The 23,576-nt window shown below is 58.9% G+C and carries 23 protein-coding genes; 17 read left to right on the top strand and 6 right to left on the bottom strand.

The genetic code is table 11. The features are described 5' to 3' along the window. Window positions 1–55 precede the first annotated feature (55 nt). The 11 genes from ACWAT4_RS31170 to ACWAT4_RS31120 all read left to right on the top strand — a co-directional run bounded on the left by ACWAT4_RS31170 (window position 56) and on the right by ACWAT4_RS31120 (window position 9,862). Entirely contained in the window at window positions 56–775 is a 720-nt protein-coding gene (locus ACWAT4_RS31170; RefSeq protein WP_449728871.1) for a TetR/AcrR family transcriptional regulator, read from the top strand. 66 nt (window positions 776–841) lie between these two features. After that, the gene (locus tag ACWAT4_RS31165; RefSeq protein ID WP_449728870.1) at window positions 842–2,710 is read left to right on the top strand and encodes a CocE/NonD family hydrolase; all 1,869 of its coding nucleotides are present in this window, start codon (window positions 842–844) and stop codon (window positions 2,708–2,710) included. Window positions 2,711–2,724: 14 nt separating this feature from the next. Next, entirely contained in the window at window positions 2,725–3,645 is a 921-nt protein-coding gene (locus ACWAT4_RS31160) for an ABC transporter substrate-binding protein (protein ID WP_449728869.1), read from the top strand. 136 nt (window positions 3,646–3,781) lie between these two features. Next, window positions 3,782–4,549 (top strand): ABC transporter ATP-binding protein, encoded by a 768-nt coding sequence (locus ACWAT4_RS31155; protein ID WP_449728868.1) that lies wholly within the window; start codon window positions 3,782–3,784, stop codon window positions 4,547–4,549. Window positions 4,550–4,698: 149 nt separating this feature from the next. Then, window positions 4,699–5,301, top strand: coding sequence for an ABC transporter permease (locus ACWAT4_RS31150; RefSeq protein WP_449728867.1), 603 nt, complete (start codon window positions 4,699–4,701; stop codon window positions 5,299–5,301). Between the two features lie 245 nt (window positions 5,302–5,546). Continuing rightward, window positions 5,547–6,050: an ABC transporter permease gene (locus tag ACWAT4_RS31145; RefSeq protein ID WP_449728866.1), complete on the top strand. Its 504-nt coding sequence runs from the start codon at window positions 5,547–5,549 to the stop codon at window positions 6,048–6,050. A gap of 57 nt (window positions 6,051–6,107) precedes the next feature. Continuing rightward, the gene (locus ACWAT4_RS31140; RefSeq protein ID WP_449728865.1) at window positions 6,108–7,631 is read left to right on the top strand and encodes a UxaA family hydrolase; all 1,524 of its coding nucleotides are present in this window, start codon (window positions 6,108–6,110) and stop codon (window positions 7,629–7,631) included. A gap of 26 nt (window positions 7,632–7,657) precedes the next feature. Then, window positions 7,658–7,840 carry a hypothetical protein gene (locus ACWAT4_RS31135; RefSeq protein ID WP_449728864.1) on the top strand — a complete coding sequence of 61 codons (183 nt, stop codon included), beginning with the start codon at window positions 7,658–7,660 and terminating at the stop codon, window positions 7,838–7,840. A 247-nt stretch (window positions 7,841–8,087) separates the two neighbouring features. Continuing rightward, the gene (locus ACWAT4_RS31130; protein ID WP_449728863.1) at window positions 8,088–8,330 is read left to right on the top strand and encodes an EamA family transporter; all 243 of its coding nucleotides are present in this window, start codon (window positions 8,088–8,090) and stop codon (window positions 8,328–8,330) included. A gap of 258 nt (window positions 8,331–8,588) precedes the next feature. Beyond that, complete coding sequence (locus ACWAT4_RS31125) at window positions 8,589–8,978, top strand: hypothetical protein (protein ID WP_449728862.1); 390 nt, start codon at window positions 8,589–8,591, stop codon at window positions 8,976–8,978. Window positions 8,979–9,109: 131 nt separating this feature from the next. Then, window positions 9,110–9,862, top strand: a complete 753-nt coding sequence (locus ACWAT4_RS31120; protein WP_449728861.1) for a dienelactone hydrolase family protein — start codon at window positions 9,110–9,112, stop codon at window positions 9,860–9,862. Window positions 9,863–10,125: 263 nt separating this feature from the next. Here the strand turns inward: ACWAT4_RS31120 and ACWAT4_RS31115 are convergent, their stop codons facing one another. Both ACWAT4_RS31115 and ACWAT4_RS31110 read right to left on the bottom strand, forming a co-directional pair. Beyond that, window positions 10,126–10,611 (bottom strand): hypothetical protein, encoded by a 486-nt coding sequence (locus ACWAT4_RS31115; protein ID WP_449728860.1) that lies wholly within the window; start codon window positions 10,609–10,611, stop codon window positions 10,126–10,128. Window positions 10,612–10,815: 204 nt separating this feature from the next. After that, window positions 10,816–11,112 (bottom strand): Lrp/AsnC family transcriptional regulator, encoded by a 297-nt coding sequence (locus ACWAT4_RS31110; RefSeq protein ID WP_449728859.1) that lies wholly within the window; start codon window positions 11,110–11,112, stop codon window positions 10,816–10,818. 163 nt (window positions 11,113–11,275) lie between these two features. Here ACWAT4_RS31110 and tnpA point away from each other — a divergent pair, with 163 nt between their 5' ends. Genes tnpA through tnpC form a run of 3 tightly spaced genes read left to right on the top strand, consistent with a single transcriptional unit; the run spans window position 11,276 to window position 13,734 of the window. After that, entirely contained in the window at window positions 11,276–11,680 is a 405-nt protein-coding gene (gene tnpA / locus ACWAT4_RS31105; RefSeq protein ID WP_449728858.1) for an IS66-like element accessory protein TnpA, read from the top strand. Then, entirely contained in the window at window positions 11,677–12,024 is a 348-nt protein-coding gene (gene tnpB / locus ACWAT4_RS31100; protein WP_212285651.1) for an IS66 family insertion sequence element accessory protein TnpB, read from the top strand. The genes tnpA and tnpB overlap by 4 nt, the downstream gene beginning before the upstream one ends. Before the next feature lie 45 nt (window positions 12,025–12,069). Beyond that, window positions 12,070–13,734 carry an IS66 family transposase gene (gene tnpC, locus ACWAT4_RS31095; protein ID WP_449728857.1) on the top strand — a complete coding sequence of 555 codons (1,665 nt, stop codon included), beginning with the start codon at window positions 12,070–12,072 and terminating at the stop codon, window positions 13,732–13,734. A gap of 866 nt (window positions 13,735–14,600) precedes the next feature. On the opposite strand, the gene ACWAT4_RS31090 is transcribed toward tnpC, so the two are convergent. From ACWAT4_RS31090 to ACWAT4_RS31075, 4 genes are read right to left on the bottom strand one after another with little or no spacing between them, the layout of a single operon-like run. Continuing rightward, window positions 14,601–15,656: an MBL fold metallo-hydrolase gene (locus ACWAT4_RS31090; protein ID WP_449728856.1), complete on the bottom strand. Its 1,056-nt coding sequence runs from the start codon at window positions 15,654–15,656 to the stop codon at window positions 14,601–14,603. Between the two features lie 36 nt (window positions 15,657–15,692). After that, entirely contained in the window at window positions 15,693–16,286 is a 594-nt protein-coding gene (locus ACWAT4_RS31085) for a hypothetical protein (RefSeq protein ID WP_449728855.1), read from the bottom strand. Then, a complete protein-coding gene (locus ACWAT4_RS31080) occupies window positions 16,283–16,735 on the bottom strand; it encodes a (2Fe-2S)-binding protein (RefSeq protein ID WP_449728854.1) in 453 nt (150 codons plus the stop codon). Before ACWAT4_RS31080 ends, ACWAT4_RS31085 begins: the two co-directional genes overlap by 4 nt. Before the next feature lie 13 nt (window positions 16,736–16,748). After that, complete coding sequence (locus tag ACWAT4_RS31075) at window positions 16,749–18,884, bottom strand: xanthine dehydrogenase family protein molybdopterin-binding subunit (RefSeq protein ID WP_449728853.1); 2,136 nt, start codon at window positions 18,882–18,884, stop codon at window positions 16,749–16,751. A gap of 1,654 nt (window positions 18,885–20,538) precedes the next feature. Here ACWAT4_RS31075 and ACWAT4_RS31070 point away from each other — a divergent pair. The 3 genes from ACWAT4_RS31070 to ACWAT4_RS31060 all read left to right on the top strand — a co-directional run bounded on the left by ACWAT4_RS31070 (window position 20,539) and on the right by ACWAT4_RS31060 (window position 23,354). Then, a complete protein-coding gene (locus ACWAT4_RS31070) occupies window positions 20,539–21,573 on the top strand; it encodes a DUF6925 family protein (protein WP_449728852.1) in 1,035 nt (344 codons plus the stop codon). A 414-nt stretch (window positions 21,574–21,987) separates the two neighbouring features. Next, complete coding sequence (locus ACWAT4_RS31065) at window positions 21,988–22,863, top strand: DMT family transporter (protein ID WP_449728851.1); 876 nt, start codon at window positions 21,988–21,990, stop codon at window positions 22,861–22,863. Window positions 22,864–22,967: 104 nt separating this feature from the next. After that, the gene (locus ACWAT4_RS31060; RefSeq protein WP_449728850.1) at window positions 22,968–23,354 is read left to right on the top strand and encodes a hypothetical protein; all 387 of its coding nucleotides are present in this window, start codon (window positions 22,968–22,970) and stop codon (window positions 23,352–23,354) included. Window positions 23,355–23,576 lie beyond the last annotated feature (222 nt).

Genomic DNA, 23,576 nt, shown 5'->3' with positions numbered 1-23,576 from the left:
AGTAGCTCTTTCAATTTAGTCGTACGTATGTATAGTTTGTCAAGGGAGGACATTCATGAGCGTTTCTGAAGTGGCGTTTGACCGAAAGCCCGTGAAAGAGGACGGGCGGCTGCTGCGGGGAGAGGCCACGCGCGAAAGAGTACTGGACGCGGCCGAGCGTCTGTTCGCCGAGCACGACTTCGACGGCGTTTCTATTCGGCAGATCGCCCAGGAGGCTGGCGTCACCCTCGCGGTCGTTGGTTTTCACGGAGGCTCGAAGCTCGACCTCTTCATGGCGCTTATTCGCCGCCGAGCAGAAACACTCTCTGCAGCCAGGCGGATGCGTCTCGCTGCCCTGACTGCCCAGGGGGCGCCTGCTCCCACCCTGCATCAACTGATGGACAGCTTCATCTCGCCCTATCTCGAGATCGCCTCCGCCGGCGATCCGCAATGGCGCGCTTACGCAAAATTCATCGCCCGGATCAACGACGATGATCGCTGGTATCATAACGTGCGCGATCTCTGGGATCCGGTTGCGAAAGAGTTTCTGGTCGCAATCGAAGCCGTGCATCCAAACGTCGATTCCAAGAAGCTAGCGACGGCCTTCGTTCTTTCTGTGGGGAGTATGGTCTCGCTGGTCGCATCGCGACTGCGCATCGTCACTCTTTCCGGAGGCGGCCACGTCGACGCGGTAGCGGATGACATACTCGCCTTTCGTGAAACTCTAATTGATTTCTGCGTCGGAGGTATAGAGCGCGCCGTCGTAATCGATCCTTTGCGAAAGGAGGCCATGTGACCCGAGTACTTATCGGTGGCTAGTCCGAATGCGGACAGCCCAAGAAAATGAAAAGAGGAGCGAAACGTGACCAAATCCAAGGATGGTGAGTCTGTGGAAGGCGCTGCGAGCGTGAAGGCGGAGACGCAACGTGCCCATATCGCGCAGCAGGTGAAAAACGCTGAGGAACGCCAGCACCGCATTGAAGAGCGTGATGGCATGGTGATCGAGTGGGACGCGCCGATCACTATGGATGATGGTGTGGTCCTTCGAGCCGATATTTTTCGTCCTCGTGGTGAAGGTGCGTTCCCCGTATTGATGTCGCATGGGCCGTACGCAAAAGGTTTATCTTTCCAAGAAGGCTACACATTCGCTTGGACGCAGCTTGCTCGCGAATATCCCGACGCACTAGAGGGGTCATCGAACAAATACCAAGCCTGGGAGGTTCCGGACCCGGAGATTTGGACGCGCGACTGGGGCTATGCCTGCATTCGCGTCGATTCGCGTGGGGCAGGTCGATCACCGGGCTATCTGGATGTCTTTAGCCCTCGCGAGACGAAGGACTACTCCAATTGCATCGAGTGGGCCGGTCAACAGCCATGGAGCAATGGCAAGGTTGGTCTGACTGGCATCTCCTACTACGCAATGAACCAATGGCAGGTTGCGGCGCTGAGGCCAAAATATCTCGCCGCCATCTGTCCGTTCGAGGGCGCCGCTGATTTCTATCGAGATGCCTTGCGTCATGGCGGAATCTTGACGAGTTTCTGGATCCGCTGGTATCCGGCCCAAGTGGCGTCAGTGCAGCACGGCTTGGGAACGCGCGGCCCGACCAATCGCAACACCGGCGAACTTATTGCGGGACCAGAGACCCTTAATTTTGAGGTTCTTGCCAGAAACGCTGCAGATCTACCCGCGCAGCACCGCCAAAGTTGTTTCGCTACCGATGCCTACTGCACGGAGCGGACACCAAGGCTCGAGGATATCGAAGTGCCAATTTTCTCGCGCGGAAACTGGGGCGGTCTGGGTCTGCACCTGCGCGGCAATACGGAGGCGTTTAACCGCGCAGGGTCCAAGTTGAAATGGCTCGAAATGCACTGCGACACCCATTGGACCGAGTATTACACGCGCAGTGGGCGCGAACTGATGCGCCGCTTCTTCGATCACTTCTTGAGGGGTGAGCAGAACGGATGGGACAACCAGCCGCCCGTGACGCTGAACGTGCGCACCCCGAGTGGGAGCATTCTGCGACAGGAAAATGAGTGGCCACTTGCTCGCACACAATGGACGCGCATGTACCTCGACGCGTCATCCTACGCCCTCGCCAAAGGCGAGCCGGCTAACGAAGCTAAAGCGGACTTCCGCGGCTTCTCGCAAGGCCGGACGTTCTATTCTCTCCCCATGACCGAACTCACCGAGATTACAGGCCCCTTGGCCGCAAGACTGTTTATTTCGTCCAGCACGAGAGATGCGGATACTTTCTTGGCGCTGCGAGCCTTTGCGCCGAACGGCCGAGAGTTGCTGTTCCAAGGCGCGTCCGATCCCAACGTTCCTTTGGCGTATGGATGGTTGCGAGCTTCGCATCGCAAGCTCGATCCCTCCAAGAGCTTGCCATATCGCCCTTGGCACACTCACGATGAGCATTGGCCGCTCACTCCGGGCGAAATCTACGAACTCAACATCGAGATCTGGCCCGCCTCAATTCAACTCCCTCCAGGTTACCGTCTCGCCTTAACGGTAGGAGGACAAGACTTCGATCACCAATTGCCTGGACCTCTCGTGCCGAGCTCGCCACCTCAATATGGCAGCATCCGCATGTCCGGTTGCGCGATCCATGTTCATGACGTGGCGGAGGATCGTCCGGCTGAGGTGTTCGACGGGACGACGACGATATACACCGGCGGTAAGCACACCTCCTGCCTGTTGCTACCGATCATTCCACGCGCCGAAGTTGATTGAGAAGGAGCGAGACCATGATGATTTATATCCGCGTCATTGCCGCAGCCTTAATTGTAGCCGCAAGCGCATACACGGCGCAGGCGCAGACTCCGATCAGGCTTGGCTACACCGCCACCACTCAGTGGCTTGCCGCCTATGTTGCCCAAAGGGAAGGGATCTTTAAGAAACATGGTCTGGACGTCTTGATGCAGGAGGTTCCCGGCGGCGCGCTTGTGCCAGGCCTTCAGGGAGGATCGCTCGATATCATCACGCTGCCTCCAACCAACTCGCTTCTAGCGGTTGAAGGAGGTCTCGATCTGGTCTTTGTTGCAGGGACCGCCGTAACTGAAAAAGCGGACAAGGACGTTGGCATTATCGTGGCCAGCGGAATCGCGTCGCCGCAGGACTTGCTAGGCAAGAAGATTGGCGTCCCTTCGATCGGAGGCTTCCTGTATGTGATGGGTCGCAAGTGGATCACCGATAAAGGGATTGACGCAAAGAGCGTGAGTTTTGTGGAGGTGGGCTTTCCTCAAGTTCCGGACCTGCTAAAGAGCGGCACGATCCAGGGCGCTGTCAGCACTTCGCCGTTCCTTGATCGCGCAGTGCAATCTGGCAACGCAACTGTACTGGGGTATCTCGCCGCCGATCTGCCCTCTCGCACGGCAGGTTCCTACTATACGACTACGCGCCAATGGGCTGATGCCCATCCGGAAGCGGTCGGCGCCTTCCGTTCGGCGATCGAAGAGGCGGCGCTGTTCGCTAAAGAAAAGCCTGACGTAGCCCGCGGTCACATGGCCAAGTTTGTCAAGCTGCCGCCGGAGGTCATTGCCTCGATTGCATTGCCCCATCTTGATCCCGGGGTCACCGAGGCCCAGGTCAGCTTTTGGATCGATACGCTGCACGAACTTGGCATGATCAAGAGCAAGCCGACAGCGTCGAGGCTTATCGCAAAATAATGCGGCTATCGGACCACAGGCGCGAGCATAGAGCTCTGCGTGCCGTGGCTGATGCAGTGAATGTCACAATCAGTGTGCGATCGCGCGCGCCGGCGCAGCATGCGATTCGCCGGGAAGTTTTCCTAGGAGGATATCAGTGCCCGAACCCTTGCTTGTACTGGAGGACGTAGCAATACGATTTGCTGATCGTGAGGTCATCACGCAGACCTCCCTGAAGGTCGCTCGTGGCGAGTTCGTATGCATGATTGGTCCTTCCGGATGTGGCAAGACAACGTTGCTGAGAGCGGCAGCAGGATTCGTAAAGCCAAATTCCGGGCATGTGCGAATGGAAGGGCGAGCGGTCTTAGGTCCTTCACGAGCCGCGGCGTTTGTGTTTCAGGACTATGGTCGTGCACTCCTGCCGTGGCGCACCGTAGCCGGAAATGTCAGCCTTGCGCTTGAAGCCGCCGGCATTCCAAAAGCGCAACGGCCGGCGCGTGTGCAAAGTGTGCTAGATACGGTCGATCTTACAGCGCACGCCCAGAAGTTTCCGTCGCAACTCTCCGGCGGCATGCAGCAACGTGTTCAGATTGCGCGCTGCCTTGCCCAAGAGCCCACTCTTATGATGATGGACGAGCCATTTGGCGCTCTCGATGCGATGACCAGAGAGAGCCTTCAGGATGAACTGGCGAGGCTAGTTCGTGAGAACGGGTTCACCGTGATGTTTGTGACTCATGACCTCGACGAGGCCATCTATCTTGGTGACCGGGTCGTCGCGCTGCGTGCGCATCCAGGTCCCGACAATCCAAGCCTGGCAGCACTTATCGACGTGCAGATTCCTCGCCCCCGCAATCAACTGGACACGCGGGAGCATCCAGAATTCTTGCGCCTGCGACGCGAACTCTATCAGTATCTTTGTCACTAATGCTGAGCGCGCTACGAGCCTTGGTGTTTCCGTCCCTGCTGCTGGGAATGCTCGAATGGTGGGGCCGCACAGCAGGGCAAGGAGGTGACGCGATAGCGCCCCCAACCGCCGCCGTGCGATCTCTCACGGAGGCGTTCGCGGACGGTTCCGTGCTCGACGCAACTGCCTTTACCCTGGTAAGCGCAGCTGCAGGATTGGGTATCACCTGCGCGATGGCATTAGTGCTTGGCAGTGCGCTGGGATTGTCGCAGCGCATCGCGGCGATGGGCTTTCTAACGATCGAGATGATGCGACCGATACCTTCGGTGGCTCTAATTCCACTGGCAACGCTGCTCTGGGGCTTCGGTTTCAGTATGGAAATCGCGGTTGTTACGTTCGCGTGCTTTTGGCCGCTGCTTATCCTGACGCAGGCAGCGGTACGTCAAGTCGACGGACAACTGCTTGAAGTGGCCACAGCAATCGAACTCTCAGGGTGGGCATGTTTTTGGAAGATCGTTCTTCCGGCGATGATCCCGCGGCTCTTTGTGGCGCTTCGCCTCGGTGTGGCCGTCGCGGTTGTGGTTGCCGTAACAGCCGAGATAGCTGTGAACCCACACGGAATGGGCTACGCGCTGATGAGCGCGCAGCAGAATCTCGATCCGGCGTTGATGCTGGCGTGGTTGTTTTGGATAAGCCTGGTTGGTTTCACCATAAACGTCTGCCTGCTGCGGTTGGAGCGCGCCATAGCGCGGCATATGGGAGTGGTGGCGTGAGTGCTCGTGGATACCTAGAGTCGGTAGGCGTCTTGGGCCTGCTGGTGCTTCTGTGGTGGGTCACGGCCGATCAGGGTTGGGTAAATCGCGCATTCCTCCCTACACCTCAGGCCGTCGCCGAAAGCTTAGCCGACGGCCTACGTAGCGGTGAGCTTGTCAGCGCTGGGATGGCTACTATCCAACGGATGCTTCTTGGTTGGGGTCTCGCTTGTCTCCTGGGCATTGCGCTGGGAGCTCTCATTGGGATGTCCTCGGCCGCTCGGGCCTGGATCGAGCCGACGCTTGAGTTCATCCGCCCATTGCCAGGAGCAGCAGTGCTGCCGTTGGCGATCTCAATCTTTGGTCTGTCCCCAACGATGGTTCTGGTGGTGGTGTCCTTCGCCTCCATGTGGCCGGTGCTGCTCTCGACGTTGCACGGCTTTGCCGCCGTACACAATCGCCTTCGAGAAGTCGCCGCTGCGCTACAGATTTCGCGTACGTCGTTTATCTGGAAACTCGGCCTGCCGAACGCCGTGCCCGACATCTTGGCAGGCATGCGCCTTTCACTGACGGTCGCGCTAATCGCGGCGGTAGTCAGCGAAATGATTTCGGCTCAATTCGGAGTGGGGCAGACCATTCTCATGGCTGCCAGAACCTTCCGTGCGAGCGAGTTGTTCGCCGGCATTGTGCTGTTGGGTGCTATTGGTTTTGCCTCCAATGCCCTGCTTGCCGCAGTCGAACGGCATCTGCTGCGATGGCAGAAACGTTAGGGCTATTCAAGAACTCCCGGAAAAGATGGCTCGAGTACGAAATACAAGGAGATCCTGATGACCCGCGCGCCCGTGATCCGACTGCATCCTGACGACAGCGTGCTGATCGCGCGTTCGAGCCTACCGCCGGGAATGATGGTGGCCGAAGGCATCGTCACGCTCGAGCGCATTCCAGCGGGCCACAAAGTCGCCACCAAGCCGATCGCGCAAAACGAGCCGATCATCCGCTATGGCCAGATCATCGGCTTTGCGACACGGCCGATTGCATCCGGCCAGCACGTGCATACGCAGAACTGCGGCATGGGCGATTTCGACAAGGACTATGCCTATGGCCTCGACATCAAGCCGGCACCGCATCTCGACGTGCCGGCGACCTTCGACGGCATTCGCCGGTCCGACGGCCGCATCGCTACGCGCAACTACATCGGGATCCTAACGTCGGTGAATTGCAGCGCCCATGTCGCCAGCCTCGTCGCCGACGTATTCAAGAAGAATCCATTCACCGGCGTCAATCCGCTGGCCGACTTCCCCAATGTCGACGGCGTAGTGGCGCTGACGCACAAGACCGGCTGCGGCATGACCCAGGACGAGCCGCTGAAACTGCTCCGCCGCACGCTCGGTGGCTATGCGCGCCACGTGAATTTCTCGACCGTCGTGGTGCTGGGCCTAGGCTGCGAAGTCAATCAGATTGGCGGGCTAATTGAGGAGCAGCAACTCGCTGGCCGGCTGCGCACGATGGACATCCAGGAGAAAGGCGGCACGCGCAAGACTACGGAAGCCGGCATCGCTTTTGTGAGGGAGGCGCTGGCCGACGCCAACAAGGTTAAGCGGGAGAAGGTATCCGCGAGCGAATTGACCGTCGCGCTGCAGTGCGGCGGCTCGGATGGCTACTCCGGCGTGTCAGCTAATCCGGCGCTGGGCGCTGCGAGCGACTTGCTGGTGCGCCATGGCGGTACCGTCATCCTATCCGAGACGCCTGAGACATATGGTGCCGAACATCTTCTTACCCGCCGCGCCGTCAGTCGCGAGGTGGGCGAGAAGCTGGTAGGTTTGATGCGCTGGTGGGAGGAATACACCCGGCGCGAGGGTGCGGAAATCAATGCCAACCCGAGTCCCGGCAACAAGGCCGGCGGCCTCACCACCATCCTGGAGAAGTCGCTCGGCGCGATGGCAAAGGCCGGCTCGACTAACCTCGTCGATGTCTTGAACTACGCCGAGCCCGTCACCACGAAAGGATTTGTCTTCATGGACACGCCCGGCTACGACCCCGTCGCAGCAACGGGGCAGGTGGCGGGCGGCGCCAACATGGTCTGCTTTACTACCGGACGCGGCAGCGTGTTCGGCTGCAAGCCCGCGCCCTCGATCAAGCTTGCCACCAACACGCCCATGTACAAGCGTATGGAAGACGACATGGACATCAATTGCGGTACCATCCTCGACGGCGAGGAGACGGTGCAGGAATGCGGTCAGCGCATCTTCGACCTAATCCTCAAGACGGCCTCCGGCAAGCCGACCAAGAGCGAAGGCTTCGATTTCGGCGGCGCCGAGTTTGCGCCATGGGTGCTGGGTGCGACGATGTGAGTCGGGTCGGTTGAGCCAGCGCCAAAATGACCGCCGATGCCAAGTCGCTCGAGGAAATCTTCCTGGACGAGATGGTCGACGGTTATCGGGATGGCTTCAATCTCGACAATCCAGAGGCATCTCAGAGCCGCTCCCATAGCTATTGGCATGGGTTTGCCAATGGTCGCGATGACGGGGCACGTTTGTCAGGGCGACTGCCGCCATGCTGAGGTTGATGGACAAGAAGGCCATACGACGACATCGAGCGTTCGACCAGACACCGCGCGCCCCCGTCAGCCGTGGTCGCAAGTCACGCGATCGCGGAGGCGGTACGTCGCCCTGCGGCAAAGGTTCGTCCTAGTGCGGCATCATCGAACTCGACCACTGGCCACCTCCCCTCAGTTGCAGTGAGGAAAGACGAAGTTACGTAAGCATACGGTTCTCGCGTTCTGGCTTTACGGACGCGCGGTCAGCATTTTGGGCGCGTCGAACGGCTCCGCGTTCGCGGCCCTATCCCCGGTCATGATTACGCTCCTGGCCATGCCGATCCTCGGTGAGCAGCCGGCAACGCTCGACTGGATTGCGATGCTTCTGATTTCGGGCGGTGTCTACATTGCAAGTGGAGGCGCGTTGGGGCTCGCAGTCGCCATTCTGACAATGAGAAAGTCTGCAATGATCTCAATAGGCCAAAAACGCCGAAAATGTCAGAACGGCCTTTGAAAACACTGCAGTTTTTTGAGACTTCCAAGCTGAATACCGCAAGTCGCAGGGATCTCAAGCCGCTGACTCTTAATCAGCGGGTCCCAGGTTCGAGCCCTGGTGCGCCCACCATATAAATCAACACCTTAGTGAGAGAAACCGTTTGAGGGGACCGAACTAAAACGGTTTTTCAAACGGTGTTTTTGGCGGCAGATCGGCGAGTTCACTCTCGGCATTGTGATCTACCTTATGCTGCGAGCTCACCCCGAGCATCTCGGAGTGCTACTGCTTCCGGATCAGCGGGTCGGCGTGCTCGAGGTGACTGGACATTCAGACGAACACGGACCGGAATTGCTGCGTGCCAAACGTCTTGAAGACTGGACTGGCGTACCGATCCCCTTACAGCCGGATATGCCGTATCGCCTAATGGCGCGATCCGAATCGGAGGACGGGCAGGTAGTGGGCTATCTGCTGCACGAGTACCGCGACACCAACCCTGGTTTCGATGCGCGGTTGGCAATCTATTGGCCTGCAGGAGCCCCTGAGGGGATGGTCAAAGGACACGTAGATCATTTGATGGTCGAGTTCGCAAACTGGTTCGAAATGTACCTGGAAACACGCAAGCAGCCACCTGATCTCATGCCGTTGGCGCTGACCGTGAACACTTGAGAACGACGCTGTTCGGGTCCTTGCCTCATCAAGCATCGGTTTTTGAGTGACGGTAGTGTCTCCTTGCGCGAACGAGCCAGCCTGCAGCTACATGAGATCTGAAACGTCGGAACCAGTGGAGATAAGGCGTCATGGCAAAGAGCACAGCGAGGATCGTGAAAAGGACGGCGATCGACTATCGGGATTCTAGAGCAAACCTCCAGGGTATCCTGGTCAGCGCTGAATCCCAAATGGCCTCGCGGCCTGGTGTCGTGTTGTTTCCCGACGCGCGTGGTATTGGCGACCACGCAGTGGAATGTGCGGAACGATTGGCGGCGCTTGGATTCGTAGTGTTGGTGGCTGACCTTTACGGCGGTGGGGTGAAAGCCCAGGATATGGGGCACGCAATGGAGCTGATGAAACAACTCAGGTCCGATGCGGCTGGTTGGCGGGCTCGGGCAGACGCGGCGCGTACGGCGCTGACATCGCAGGCCATGGTTGACTCTGCGAAGCTCGCAGCAATTGGCTATTGCTTCGGCGGAACGACAGCCCTTGAACTGGCACGGAGCGGAGCAGCATTGGATGCGGTAATCAGTTTTCACGGCGGATTAACGAGCGAGCGGCCAGCGGACGCTTGTCGTATCAAGGCGAAAGTTCTCGTCTGCCATGGCGCTGCCGACCGGTTGGTGCCACCGCCGCAGCTTGCTGCATTCGAGAACGAAATGGCGAAGACGGATGTAGATTGGCAGGTAAACGTCTATGGCGGAGCTGCGCACAGCTTCACCAATCCCGAGGCCAGCAGCGCAGGTGTCCCTGAGCTCGCGTATCACGCGACTGCAGATCGTCGCTCTTGGGCCGCTATGCTCAACCTGTTCGAAGAAGTCTTTGGACCACCGCCGTACTGAGCTGTTTGTGGCTGCGGCGCTAGGGGTACCGCTGCGCAGCGCAGGATTGATCGAGAACTGGTCAGCGGCTGTCGCCGCGCAAGGCGCCGGAGTCCCGAGCAATGGGCTCCATCACGCCTAGCAAGGGTCCTTCGATGAGGGTGTGCACGGTTGACGCGAGATTCCACTTCGTCAGCAAGCTGTTGGGGCGAGCAGGCCGCCATATCGCGAGCTTCGCGCCTATCTGATGGCTCGCAATTCGGAACTGCGGCTTCCGATGGCTTTCATTTGTGCGTAAAGAACGACGCATCTTCTGAAGCAGTGTGATCGACGAGCCAATCACGAAAGCCCAGCTCATAACCATTTGTTGTCCTTTCGTAGATTAGAATCGTCGGCCTGCTGATGCGCCGGCAGGGAAGTGGACTTCGGAGTTGGTTGAGCGTTTCCGGGTACACCCTTTGGTTTCGATAATACTCTGCGAGAAGAATTCTTACCTCTTCCCCTCGTTCGACGCATTCGTTGAACGCACGACCAAACGAAGCTTGTCCGCCAAGAAATGTGAGTGCATAGACGGCGATCATCCCCGCACCGGCTGCCGCTCTGATTACTGGCCGCCCTGCGACGGCGAGCGCGACCACTACGGACCCGGCAATCCCAATCGCAATTGGTAACTCTCCCCATGTTGGGCCACCTGCTTCGCCCAGCCAAAATTCAATACCAGAAAGCAGTACGGCAAGGGCCAGAGCTGCTCTTCGGCGGGGCCGTGCCATGCTGCTACCTCAAACAAGATGTTAGGTTAATGGTTTGCCCTACCGAGCAAACAGGCCGAAGACATGACCGCACCGATCAATGCTTCCTTGCCAATCCGGAGCCGTCCACACCCAATGCGAAGTCCGGCGAAGTCCGCTTTTGGCGCCGCTGTTTAGGTGTAAAGCAGACATCGATCGGGCCAGCCGGTCTATGATTACACAACATTAATACGGAAAGTGCTGGCTCCGGTGATTGTCGAGCAGCCTTGCCACATCGCCATGCGTTCCTGGAAACGGTCTTGCCCGAATATGAGCTGTGACCGACAGGCCCGCTGCCTTGGCGTTCATGCGGATGCTATAGTGCTCGATGACGCCGGCTTCTTCTAATTCGAACACGTTCACCCGTGCTCGGTGCTGAGGCGCAAGCTCCTTGAGCGGCATCCTGGCCTCGGCAGCAAGTTGCTCGGGAATGGCGGCGTCGAGGTTATCAAACTCACCATCAACATAACGCATCCGCTTCATATGACGCCCTTCCTATCGCAACCGCGCCGAATTGGCTCATCATCTGAGGTGGAATCCTCAATGATATTGATACATTGTACGCCTCCGACGAGGGCCGTCTTGCGTGACGGATGGTAATTCGCGAAGCGTGTGACCTTAAGTCTAGCATTAAGGTCATCGGGCGATGCGGGTCGAGGTTTTGGGCGGGCTGGAGCGGCGGCGGCGTTGGTCGCAGGACGACAAGGCACGGATTGTCGAGGAGACGCTGGCACCGGGCGCGAAGGTAACTGAGGTTGCGCGTCGCAACGGAGTAGCGGCCAGCCTGGTGTTTACCTGGCGTCGACAAGCACGGACATCGGAACAAGAAGTTATACCATCTTTTACGCCGGTGCAGATCGCCGCCGTAGCGGCCTCGGCCGAGGAAACTCCGAAGCTTTTGCCTACTGTTGATGGCCGAGTTCGCTCGGTGGCAGCCGCGCGTACTGGATTGATAGAGATCGATCTCGGCAACCGACGGTGCATCCGGGTGGACGCGCACGTTGATCCGGAGGCGCTGGCGCGGGTCCTTGATGTGCTTGGACGCCGATGATTGCTGTACCGGGGAATGTGCGAGTATGGCTCGCGACAGGCTACACGGATATGCGCAGAGGCTTTCCGTCGCTGGCTCTCCAAGTGCAGGAGGTGCTACACAAAGACCCGCTCAGCGGTCATCTGTTCGTCTTCCGCGGTCGCCGCAGCGATCTCGTGAAGGCGATCTGGCACGATGGCCAGGGAGCCTGCTTGTTCACAAAAAAACTCGAGAGAGGAAAGTTCATCTGGCCATCGGTTGCCGGTGAATCGGTAACGATCTCGCCGGCGCAGTTGAGCTATCTGTTGTCCGGAATCGATTGGCGCAATCCGCAAGAAACCCAGCGTCCCACGCGGGTCGGATAACCGTTTTGGGTTTGAATCTGCTGCTCGATCTGATTCAATGGCTTCATGACATCGAAGCCGGACGATCTTCCGTCGGATCTCGCGAGCGCCTACCTTGCGCTGCTGGCCGAGCGCGAGGCGTTGCAGGCTGAACGCGATGTGGCAGTCGCGGATGCCGCCAACGCGCGGGCGGAGCTGTCGGACAGCGAGGTGATGATCGCGCATCTTGAGCTGCGGATTGAGAAGCTCAAACGTGAACTGCACGGGCAGCGATCCGAGCGCACGGCGCGGCTGATCGAACAGCTGGAATTGGAGCTCGAGGAACTCGTAACCACTGCGAGCGAGGATGAGCTTGGCGCGCAGGTCGCAGCGGCGAAGACGCAGCACGTCCGCCCCTTCATGCGCAAGCGGCCGGTTCGCCAGCCATGGCCGGACGACATCGAACACGAGCGCGTCGTTATTGACCCTCCGACGAATTGCGCCTGTTGCGGCGGATCGCGGCTGGCGAAAGTCGGCGAGGATGTGACCAAGACGCTGGAGGAGATCCCGCGTCGCTTCAAGGTGATCGAGACGGTACGCGAGAAGTTCACCTGCCGCGATTGCGAGAAGATTAGCCAGCCGCCGGCACCGTTCCATGCCACGCCTCGCGGCTTCATCGGTCCGCAACTGTTGGCAACCATCCTGTTCGACAAGTTCGGCATGCATATCCCGCTCAATCGCCAAAGCGTGCGCTTCAAGGCCGAGCGGATCGACCTGCCGCTGTCGACGCTGGCCGACCAGGTCGGCCACGGAACCTTCGCCGTCATGCCGCTGTTCCAGCTGATCGAGCGTCATGTGCTCGCGGCCGAGCGTCTTCACGGCGACGACACCACCATCCGCATCCTCGCGAAGGGCAAGTGCACGACTGGCCGGATCTGGACGTATGTGCGGGATGACCGGCCGTTCGCCGGGCCGGCGCCGCCGGCGGCAGTCTATTACGCCTCGAGCGACCGACGGGGCGAACATCCCCAGAAGCATTTGGCCGCCTTCGCCGGCATCCTGCAGGCGGATTGCTATGGCGGCTTCGAGCCGTTGTTCGACCCAAAAAGGAAAGCAATGCCGATCACGCCGGCATTTTGCCTGGCCCATGCGCGGCGAGGCTTCTTCGAGCTGGCCGATATCGAGAAAACCGCACGGGAAGGCCTCAAGGGCAAACCGGTCTCCCCGATCGCGCTGGAGGCGGTCAGGCGTCTGGATGCGTTGTTCGAGATCGACCGCGCCATCAACGGCCGTAGTGCCGACGAGCGGCGTGCCGTACGCCAGGAGCGGAGCAAGCCGCTTCTCGACGGCATGCACGTCTGGCTGCTCCGCGAGCGGGAAACCCTGTCGCGCTCCTCCGAGGTCCTGAAGCCCATGAACTACATGCTCAGGCGCTGGGACGACTTCGCCCGCTTCCTCGACGATGGCAGGATCTGCTTGACCAACAATTGTGCCGAGCGCGCATTGAGAGGCATTGCCTTGGGGCGACGGAACTGGACCTTCGCCGGCAGCCAGCGTGGCGCCGACCGCGCCGCCATCATGCTGACGATGATCACGACCTGCCGCCTCAACAACGTCGATCCCAAGGCCTGGCTCGCCGACGTCCTCGCCCGGATCGCCGACCTTCCCACGTCACGGCTGCACGAACTGCTGCCCTGGGAATGGAAGCTCCTGCGCCAAGCCGATAAGCCCGCCGGTCAGCAGGCTGCCTGACCTTCACCCGACCGATCATAGAACTCATTGTGCCCGCGCGCATGCGTCAATCAGGCGGTCCTCGTCGTATGCGTACGATACATTTAGGTTGGCGCCATTTGCTTTCAGTGACTGATCCGTCAGCAGGCGGCCTGATAACTCTCGAAAAAGTATGCTCATCTCGCGGGAGCACACGCCCAATGCAAGCGTCAACCTACCGGTCGCCCCAATGCCGCGCGAGAAGATCCACAAATGGCTGCGCTTTCCGGGGCGGATGCGTGGAAAAGATCATCTGCAGCGGCAGCGCCGAGCGCTCAAATGCCTTCAGAAGGAGACCAGCCGGCCCGCGTCAATATGCTCTTGGGACGTACCACAAGGGCGCACGCACGGTTCCACTCGATCGTGTCCCCTGGCGTAGTATAGCTGGGTGACCCGCACTCAGCTACACCACGCCCGGGGACATGATCTGCGCCCCACACACTCGTAGACGTGGGGTTAGCGGCTTCACATGGTCACCAGAACCGGCGACTTCGATGCCAGCCTCGGCGGTAGGCGCTTAATAGCGCGCAAACGACGGGTTCGGCGGGATACTGGCTTACAGCGAAAAAACCAACCGCGAGAGCGCGTGTCTCTTGATCGGCGGGTCGAGGGTCAAGCGCCCACCATATAGATCAAGACCTTAGCGAGAGAAGCCGCCGAGCCCAACTTTTTCAAGCGCTATTTTGAGTGCAGCTCGAAGAGGCCGCTCTCCACAATGTCATATCCAACTGGGATGGAATTGCTGCTGCATTCCACCGCCGTCAGACCCTTTCGTGATCGTCGTCAGGCATCGGCATCGGGCATGCGGCAACGAATCCGGGGTACGTTTGCGCGTCTTCGGCTATTTTCTAAAAGCCTGAAAAATCAGGGCTGCCCTGCACCACGAAGGTCTCGAGCATCGCCCAGCAGTTGTCGCGCAAATAGGTTTCAGTTCCCGCAAGCATGCCGCGCCATTTTGGAAGCAGTTCTTCGTGCATCTTGGAAGCCAGCAGTTGCTCGTAATCCTGGTGGAGATCCCAGGCTGACTTGCCGTCAGTGCCGGGCGGATTCTGCTTCAGGAATGCAGGGACGGACAGACCAGCGTAGGCATGCTCCGCGGCGGCGGCGAGATCTCTTAGTAGTTCGATTTGAACCTGAACATCGGCACGGTTTCCGAGGCGATCAACGTGACCGGCCACCATGGTTTCGAAGTCATAGGCGAGGATGTGGCGATGCGCGTCCACCAGGCCTGGAATATCGACGGCAACACCAAGATTTTTATAGGGCATCCAGCCGGGATAGACGATGTCGACAATCATAAGCGTCTTTTGGTAGGGCGCAAAGATGAAGATGTTGTCGATCGAATGATTGATGCCCTTGTAAGCAAGTTCCAGACGCTGCCCGCCTTGTTCGAGAACATATGAATCGTCGAATGTCACGGCCGGGGTTGGGCGCCGAGGATCCTTTCGCGATGCCAGCAGTTCGGCGGTCCGGCGATGGCCAATGATGGTCACATCCTTTGGAAATAGATGGGCGCCGGCAATATGGTCAACGTGCTCGTGGCTGTAGATTAGGTGCGTCACTGGCTTGTCGGTGATCTCGGCGATCGCCTTGAGATAATTGGCGCCTAGCGTCGGCGGTGCATCGCAGGCGATCACCCCGGTCGCGGTCACCAGGAACATGGTATTGTAGGCACCGTCCGTGACCCAATAGAGGCCGTCCCGGATCGCTCGTACCAGATATCCCTTGCCGGGATCGACAATCGTTCCGCCGCCGGCCTGCGGAGCGGCGACGTCATTCGTGGCAAATACGCGATGCATGCCGCATGTGCAAAACATTGTATCCGCACCGAGGGTCGTGGCTCCGACGACGTTGTAGAGGAACCGGCGTCGTCCGGCGCTGTCAGGATTGCTTTGCAAATCCATCGCGGGATCTTTCTGCAGATTGAAGATTGACGAATGTCAGGGGCAGGCTACACCATTGCGCACCCACGTTTCAGCCGCATGCAGGAATTCCTGGTAGGGAATCGGAGGCAAGGTTCTTGGATGGCCTTCTCGATCAGAACCCGGTGACCATGCCCACGTCACGAGATGAGATTTGAGATGGTCGATGATCTGACCGCCATCGCGATGGCCGTTGTGTTGCGGATCTTTCAAGTGGCGGCACAGATCAGCGGGCGACAGATCATCCCATCCCATGGCGAGGGGAGCCAGCCGCCACGGCTCCGCGGCGCCGGGCACGCCGCTTGCGCTATTGTTTGAATTGCCGTGGCAAGTCGAGCAAGGCAGGCCGGCGGCGCCATGATCAGCGCCGCCGCGTGTGATGTGGAAGAGATGGGGATGCCTGTCATCACCCTGACGCGGAAAGTTCGTTAGTGTGTGGCAATTCTGGCAACGGGGGCTGGTCAAGACACTGGCGACCTTTGCAAAGGCGGCAACCGATTCTCCAGCACGGTCACCAAATTGCGGTTGCGACGGCCGCGGCAGCGCGAGAGCTAAGGCTCCGGCGGTGGCAAATCCCGCGATCAGGGCTTTACCGGCCGCGCCCGTCCTCATGGCGCACCCCGTGTCGCGCGGTGAATAGCCCGGCGGATGCGTGCATAGGTACCGCACCGGCACAGATTGGTGATGGCGGCGTCGATATTCTCATCGGTCGGGTACGGTATTTCCCGAATCAGCGCCGCCGCCGCCATGATCATTCCGGACTGGCAATATCCGCATTGCGGTACCTGTTCTTCGATCCAGGCTTTTTGCAGCGGATGCGAGCGGTCGCGCGAAAGACCTTCGATGGTAACAACCCGTTTGCCAGCGACGGCACCGAGCGGCAAAGAGCAAGAGCGAACGTTTTGGTCATCGACGTGAACGGTACAAGCCCCGCACGCAGCGATGCCGCAGCCGAATTTTGTTCCCGTCAGACCCAGATCGTCCCTCAGCGCCCAAAGCAACGGCGTGTCGGCGTCGGCGTCCACTGTAACCGCACGGCCATTTACGAAAAATCTCGTCATCTCGTCGGCGCCCTCATGTCAACCGATAACCGCTGCGCGAAATCGGCAGCGATCGAATGCGGTCGCCAGTAGCGGCGAAAATAGCGTTACATACCGCCGCATGCGTCGGTACCGGACCCAATTCGCCGACCCCGGTCGGCTTCGCCCCGCTCTCGATGAAGCGAGTTTCGATGGCCGGTGTTTCCCAGAGGTGCAAGGGGTCGAACTGGTCGAAATTGGTCTGCTGGATTTCGCCGTCGGTGAACGTCGCTTCGGTGCGAAGTCCCGAAAGCCCCCACACGATGCCACCTTCGATATTGGACGTTGCAATGCCGGGATCGAGCGTTTGCCCGATGTCGGCGGCGCTCCAGACGCGGTGGCACTTGACTTCCTTGCCCCTGACGGAGAGTTCCACGGCCTGCGCGATGAAGCCGCCGAAGGCTTTGGCGAGCGCCAATCCGCGCGTTCGTCCTGCCGGCGCGGTCTTACCCCAGTCGGACATGTCGGCGACGGCTTTGAGCACCGCCACCGCGCGGGGATCGGCCGCGGCTAACGCTAGCCGGTAGGCCAGCGGGTCCTTGCCCGCCGCGTGCGCGAGTTCATCGATGAAGCTTTCCAGCACGAAATTATTTGGCCCGTGGCCCGTGGTGCGCCACACTGAAACCGGCAGAGGCGTCTCCACTCGGTTCAATTCGACGGAATAATTGGAAATCGCATAGGGCGTCTCTACGAGCCCCTCAACGGCCATGCCGTCATAGGCAGCGGGAGGCGCAATCGGCCGAGCCCAGTCGCCTTCCGCCTTTATGACGCCGCGGGGAAAAATGTATAGCATATGGGATGGCGAAACGACGCGGTGCGTCATGGCGACAGGAAGGCCATCACGACCAAGCGATGCGGTTACGGCGTGCGCCATAGGCGGACGATAGGCATCGTAACGGAAATCTTCCTCTCGACTCCATATCACCTTGACCGGGCGGCCGACGGCTTTTGCGACAACAATCGAGAGCTGCGCGAAGTCCGCGAGCAGTCGTCGGCCAAATCCCCCGCCGACCATGGTGCGATGGATGATGATGCTGTCGTCGCTCAAACCCGTCATCTGTTTGGCCACGGCGTGCGTAATCTCCACACCCTGGGTCGGAATCCAGAGCTCGCAGCGATCCGCTGTCACATGAGCCGTGCAATTCATCGGCTCCATTGATGCGTGAGCCTGCGCCGGAATCTCGAAGCTGGCCGCAAGGACTTTATCGGCGGCAGCGAGCGCGGCCTCACTCTCGCCAACCTTGGCTCTCGATTCGAACGCGGCCGTCGTTAAAAAAGCAGCGTAGTCAGCCCTTTGCTTCTGCGTCGAATAATCTGCGATCGGGCCGGTCATAAATGCGAGATCAGCGTTATCGACAGCGCGCTTGGCCGTCCAGTAATCCTTTGCAACGACGGCGAGGCCCGATGGAATCTCGATTACAGCCTCGACGCCGCGTTGCGCCTTGATAGCCGCGGCGTCAAACCGCACGAGAGAGCCGCCTGGCGAGGGCGCGCGGCGGATGGCGGCGACAAGCATGCCCGGTACCTTCACATCAATCCCAAAGACCGCCGAGCCGTCGACTTTCGACGGAATATCGACGCGCTGCTGCGGCTTTCCGATCAGACGCAGCGCGCTCCACGGCTTTAATGGCGGATCTTTCGGTGCTTCTAGCTTCGCAGCATCGCTAGCGACGGCGCCGAAGCTCAGGACACGCTTCGTTGCGTCGTGATGAATGCGGCCATTCTCGACGCGCAGTGTGTCATCGCGGACATCGAGCCGTTTCGCTGCTGCCTTGATCAGCATCGTGCGTGCGGCGGCGCCGATCGTTCGCATCATCGGAAAGAACGTTGAGATCGACTCGCTGTTGCCGGTGAACATCCATTGATACTGTGGATGCCGGTAAGACTGATCGAAATCCGCCCATTCAAATTTCACGTGCGACCAGTCGGCGTCGAGTTCGTCCGCGAGCGCCAGGGGAAGCGTTGTCGCAATTCCTTGCCCCATCTCCGACTGGGCGAGCTTGATCGTTACTGTGTCGTCAGGCGCGATGCGGAGCCACGCGTTGGTTGCATTGGTGGTCCGAATGGAGTGGTTTTGCGCCTGCACGATCGTACGTCCAGACAGCACAAGCGCCGCGGCGCCGAAGGCCATAACCTGACGCCGCGAAGGCCGATACAACACATTCGATGGCGTGGGAGGAGCTTCCATCAGGACCGTCAAATTCGGTTGAAATGCTCTGGCCGGGTGGCGGCCAGCGTCCCATTCCACTTATAGGTCTGCTGTTATTCGCTCAAACGAAAAAAAGTGGTGCTACATATGAACAAAACTAACATCGCTCCGAACTGAACTGCACACAGGCAAAGGACATTCAAGCCTAAACGGGCATTGACGAATAAAGCTGCCATGGCTCGACGTTTCAATGCTTAGTACCTTTGCGTGGGCACTTCGTACTCGGACTGCGCGGACGGCGAGGTGCGAAACTCTTGAAGGGATCATAGGTAATGGTCTTATTGAGATGCGCCGGATTGGTGTGTCCCGCCGGAGCAAATGATAGCGTGTAACCGTTAAGATCGGCCTTGGCGGTGGCATCCAATGCCTTTTGTGTCCGCTCCAGTCTTGTTCTCGCTAACTATCGGTTGCTTTAGAGGGGCACTTAGCTTGTCAGCATATACTCTCGCGACAGATCGGCCGCGCCGCCAGTGGGAACGGAACAATTAGTTGATCGATCTGTCCGGTTACGCATCGGCAAGCGAAGAAACTCTGCGCAGACAAGCAGGTGGCTGCAAAGAAACCAAGGCTGAGATGGAATCTGGTAAACTGCTCCGCGATCAGCGATCGGAGGTCTGTAAATCCATAGATCGTTCCTAAACGTCGCTGGAGCAATGAAATGATATGACAAACCGTCGCGGCCGATCGGTTCGTTCATGTCACGCAAGAGCCGAATCTGCTAACTTGCTCTGTGAATACGCGATGATCGCCTGACGCCTTACAGCGGCCGACAAGCAAACTGATGGTTTCCCTTCCCAACCTACACGCGACAATGACTATCAGAGCTATGGATGCATGAGGAGCACGTAATTTGCCCGTCCGGTCGGCTCCGCGCGATCGAGCGCAGCGGTTACCATTTAGAAACTGCGCAATCGATGAAACGTGCCATAGCCAGTCCCAGCGACTAGCGATGTCTGCTTTTGACTGATGTGAATAGTACTCACACTCGAACTCGAATCGTTTTCAGCTGAAGCGTTGCGCCCACTACGGTAATCTCTATTGACGTTCGGGGGCCGGCTGGCAGCGCGCCCTTTATACTCGTATACGAGAGGCAAGAAAATGGCTCAACAGCCAATTCCGGGCCACCACAGCACGACCATGATGGAATGGAGCTTTTGTATGTGGGGTCATGTGACTGCACCCGAGTCATTGCCGTCGCTCTAAATATCGCAATGGGTACGCTCGGCGAATGGACTATTGATGCGGGACGCTACGCACGACAGCCCGGCTCGCTGGTGGGCTACCTGAACTGCTACGAGTCGTGGAGCAAGGGGCTTGCGGATCTGAACCCATCATCGTGGTCGTGCTTCTCGATGTTGGACCCGCAATGCTTACCTAGGTGGCTTGGTCGTACACGCATCGCCGGCAGCTTTCCTATTTTTTTTTCTGCCTTCCATCTCGCTGATCGTTTTTGGAAGAATCTCGTTAGGCCGTACGATCGTCGGAGGTATCTTGGCGCTAGCCGGGATCGCGACGGTTAACACGGTTGGTCGCGGACAAGTGCGTAGCTTGACCGCTCCCGTCAAGAGTGAACCTGATGATCACTATTGAAAGCATTCTTCCCATTCATGACGGGTCACAGCGGATTACGATCGCGAATCGCCTCGCGCTAGAGCTTGCGCAACCGGAAACCCAATGGAGCCTCGGCACATTCGGCGCTATCGCCGAGTTTGTGCGTGATCCTGCTGAGTCAGCACAAATACGTACAAACTCTGCTCTAACGCCCCGCGGCGCGATTCGCCTCGAGCTCTCCAATCAAATACGGCTTTTCGCATTTGAAACAACGACGCGCCGAAGCTGGAGCTCGCGCGTCGCTGTTTGCCTGCCCCGAGATCAAAGCGCTATGAATCGGCGTTCTGTGCTGACCGAAATTGGTCCAGATCGCGAGGCAGTTCGACGAGAGGATCGTGACGACATTTTGTTTGATATCGGCGTTGGTGCATACCAAGCCGATATCTGTGTACGGGTTCGTGACCCCCAACTGATTATGAAACTTCGAGAGAATTGCGGGAGAGCGACGTTCGCTCCCGGTAATCCAGCTGGCACGCTGATCCTCGAATACAGCCCGCACCGTGCCTTCATTAGCCGCGTTGGCAGGATAGAAGTTTATCAACCGATTCCGCCATCGCACGGCAAAAGTCCCGAGGGCCCGCACACGCACGTCCTCCCCGATCTGCTGCGCCATCGGCGAACCCACGCGGCGATCGAACCCATCCCGAATGAGTGGGTACCGTGTGCGTATTTTTATCCTGCACATCCTGCGAAAGACTCGCAGGGCCGCAATAAGGCATTCGATTCTCAACGGCAAGCTACCTTTGACGCGACGCTGAGGCAATTCGGCGATCCTGATTTGATCGCACTAAAGGATCGGGTGCGGAATGCGGTGAAGGAGGGTCTCGCGCCGTCAGCAGTGCCGACAATCGGCAGGTTTGCACGCGCAAACGTGCGCGTCGTCCTTCGACAGCTCTCTGCCGCCGGCGCCCAGTGCCCTTCGCTATCTGACTGGATTGCCGCCTATGAGCGACCGCCCCCTGACTTAGACGACGAGGATCAGCACATCCATCACAGATAGTTATCTCGCATACTCAGTAGTCTGCCGTTCAGCGGAGAGAGCTTGGATAAGGCTCCATGTCCTTGAGGTCGAAATCAATTAGATCCATGCGAGATGTCATAAACAAAGTCGGTCGTCGGCGCAGCAGTTGTGGCAAAAGTCGTCAAACGTGGCTTCGAAGACGAATTGGCCTGCCCCATGAGGAAGTTGGCGCGCTATCCATGCGATCTTCGAGGCACGGGAGAACGCGGAGGTGGCTATCGGCGTTCTCAGGGCCCGTCTCTCCGTCTCACTCGCGGAGTCCAGTGCGAGCTAAGATAATCAGCGCAGCACCGTTCGGATCGCACCACGTTGTTGCGATGGTCAGGCGTTGCCGCATAGTCCGACTTGGAAACTAATTTGGCCCTTTCCCCGAATGTTCGCGGAAGCGTGCTGATGGCTTCTGCCATGGCAACTTTCAACATAAACGACGCGATCACCAAGGCGGTGTCGGCCGAGATGAATTTCGGCCAGGTTATGCTGCTGCGAGGCTTGTTCGCGATTATTCTAATCGCAGCGCTTGCTTCGCATCAGCGGGCGTTGCGGCCGTTACGCACGCTGTTGGTCAAGGCGGTTCTGCTGCGGATGGCTGGTGAAGTCGGCGGAACGATATTGTTGCTGGCGGCGATCGTGAACTTGCCTCTGGCGAATGCCACCGCGATCCTTCAGGTGCTGCCACTGGCCATCACGTTCGGCGCGGCCCTGACGTTCGGTGAACCTGTCGATTGGCGGCGCTGGCTGGCGATAGCGGCCGGTTTTACCGGCGTTCTCATTATCGTTCGGCCGGGGGGCGAGGGATTCAACCAGTTTTCGCTGCTCGCGCTGATCTCAGTAATCTTCTCCGCTATACGCGATCTCGCGACCAAGCGGATACCCGCGCCAATTCCGTCACTGTTCGTCACCCTGTTGACCGCCGTCAGCGTTACAATCGCCGGAGCGGCAATACTGGTTCCGCTCGGCGGCTGGACGCCGCCATCCGGCCGCGCGCTCGCTCTGTTGGGGTTCGCTGCGATTCTTCTCTTGATCGGCTATCAGTGTATCATTATGGCGCTCCGAACCGGCGATATCTCAGCGGTGGCGCCGTTCCGGTACTCCGCGGTACTCTGGGCCATGCTGCTCGGATATCTCGTGTTCGGCGACAGGCCCGACGCCATGATGGTGACGGGCGCCGCGATTATCGTGCTGTCCGGTCTCTACGTGTTCTATCGCGAGGGCGAGCGCGCACGGCCGATGATGGCAAGCACAACTGGACTTCCGCCCGATGGGTTGTGATCGTCTAACTGAGTCGGAAGGGCCCGTCTATCACGGAAATCGGGTGGTTCAGCTTGGCGGCAAAGGGAAGATAGGCCGACCATCAATTGATGAGGTTCAGTGAAATGGCCAACCCATGCGATAAGATCGGCATCAAACAGGCCGCAATGGCTGGCTCAGGCAAGATTTGGGCATTGTTGACCCAGAAAGATGCGATTGTCGTGCGCTGGCCTCGAACGGTTGACCGGATGAGCGGTCGCGGCGATACGGATGAACCCGCTCGGGAACTTTTCCTAATGGCAAAAGCTATCGAGCTGATTGTAGAGCATTGCGTGCAGTCGGAGGATTGCGACGCTCTCGAAGACCTTCGAATGCAGCGCCAACAATTAGTCCGCGACCTAGAACCGGAAGACGAGCCCGATCACATGTCGACGGTCCGACAGATCGAGCGGGAGATCGCAGCGATTGAAGCGGGCCTGATGCGACTTGGACGCCGCACAAATGACGGATAGCTCGTTGGTCACGTCGGCAGCATCATCCGCTCGGACGTCAACGTGATCCTTCGATCGCATTGCATAATGGTCCAGCATCGATCGAATCGGCGGGCAGATACTTCTCGCATGCGCATACGCAATGTCAGTCTCAGGATCGCGTTCGTAACGATCATCCCACATTGAAGGTAAGAAAAACATTGAACCGTCACGTTCCTAGCACTCGGATCACGTGTGCCTGAT

The sequence above is a fragment of the Bradyrhizobium sp. T-1 genome (genome assembly GCF_053592855.1).
Note: the sequence above shows the minus strand (reverse complement) of the source record. Positions and strands in the feature narration are given on the sequence as shown.

Excerpts from the sequence above, each read along its gene's own strand:
- ACWAT4_RS31170 (WP_449728871.1), top strand. The coding sequence starts at position 56 with ATGAGCGTTTCTGAAGTGGCGTTTGACCGAAAGCCCGTGAAAGAGGAC.
- ACWAT4_RS31160 (WP_449728869.1), top strand. The coding sequence starts at position 2,725 with ATGATGATTTATATCCGCGTCATTGCCGCAGCCTTAATTGTAGCCGCA.
- ACWAT4_RS31145 (WP_449728866.1), top strand. The coding sequence starts at position 5,547 with ATGTCCTCGGCCGCTCGGGCCTGGATCGAGCCGACGCTTGAGTTCATC.
- ACWAT4_RS31140 (WP_449728865.1), top strand. The coding sequence starts at position 6,108 with ATGACCCGCGCGCCCGTGATCCGACTGCATCCTGACGACAGCGTGCTG.
- ACWAT4_RS31135 (WP_449728864.1), top strand. The coding sequence starts at position 7,658 with ATGACCGCCGATGCCAAGTCGCTCGAGGAAATCTTCCTGGACGAGATG.
- ACWAT4_RS31120 (WP_449728861.1), top strand. The coding sequence starts at position 9,110 with ATGGCAAAGAGCACAGCGAGGATCGTGAAAAGGACGGCGATCGACTAT.
- ACWAT4_RS31115 (WP_449728860.1), bottom strand. The coding sequence starts at position 10,611 with ATGGCACGGCCCCGCCGAAGAGCAGCTCTGGCCCTTGCCGTACTGCTT.
- ACWAT4_RS31110 (WP_449728859.1), bottom strand. The coding sequence starts at position 11,112 with ATGAAGCGGATGCGTTATGTTGATGGTGAGTTTGATAACCTCGACGCC.
- tnpA (WP_449728858.1), top strand. The coding sequence starts at position 11,276 with ATGCGGGTCGAGGTTTTGGGCGGGCTGGAGCGGCGGCGGCGTTGGTCG.
- tnpB (WP_212285651.1), top strand. The coding sequence starts at position 11,677 with ATGATTGCTGTACCGGGGAATGTGCGAGTATGGCTCGCGACAGGCTAC.
- tnpC (WP_449728857.1), top strand. The coding sequence starts at position 12,070 with ATGACATCGAAGCCGGACGATCTTCCGTCGGATCTCGCGAGCGCCTAC.
- ACWAT4_RS31090 (WP_449728856.1), bottom strand. The coding sequence starts at position 15,656 with ATGGATTTGCAAAGCAATCCTGACAGCGCCGGACGACGCCGGTTCCTC.
- ACWAT4_RS31085 (WP_449728855.1), bottom strand. The coding sequence starts at position 16,286 with ATGAGGACGGGCGCGGCCGGTAAAGCCCTGATCGCGGGATTTGCCACC.
- ACWAT4_RS31080 (WP_449728854.1), bottom strand. The coding sequence starts at position 16,735 with ATGACGAGATTTTTCGTAAATGGCCGTGCGGTTACAGTGGACGCCGAC.
- ACWAT4_RS31075 (WP_449728853.1), bottom strand. The coding sequence starts at position 18,884 with ATGGCCTTCGGCGCCGCGGCGCTTGTGCTGTCTGGACGTACGATCGTG.
- ACWAT4_RS31070 (WP_449728852.1), top strand. The coding sequence starts at position 20,539 with ATGATCACTATTGAAAGCATTCTTCCCATTCATGACGGGTCACAGCGG.
- ACWAT4_RS31065 (WP_449728851.1), top strand. The coding sequence starts at position 21,988 with ATGGCTTCTGCCATGGCAACTTTCAACATAAACGACGCGATCACCAAG.
- ACWAT4_RS31060 (WP_449728850.1), top strand. The coding sequence starts at position 22,968 with ATGGCCAACCCATGCGATAAGATCGGCATCAAACAGGCCGCAATGGCT.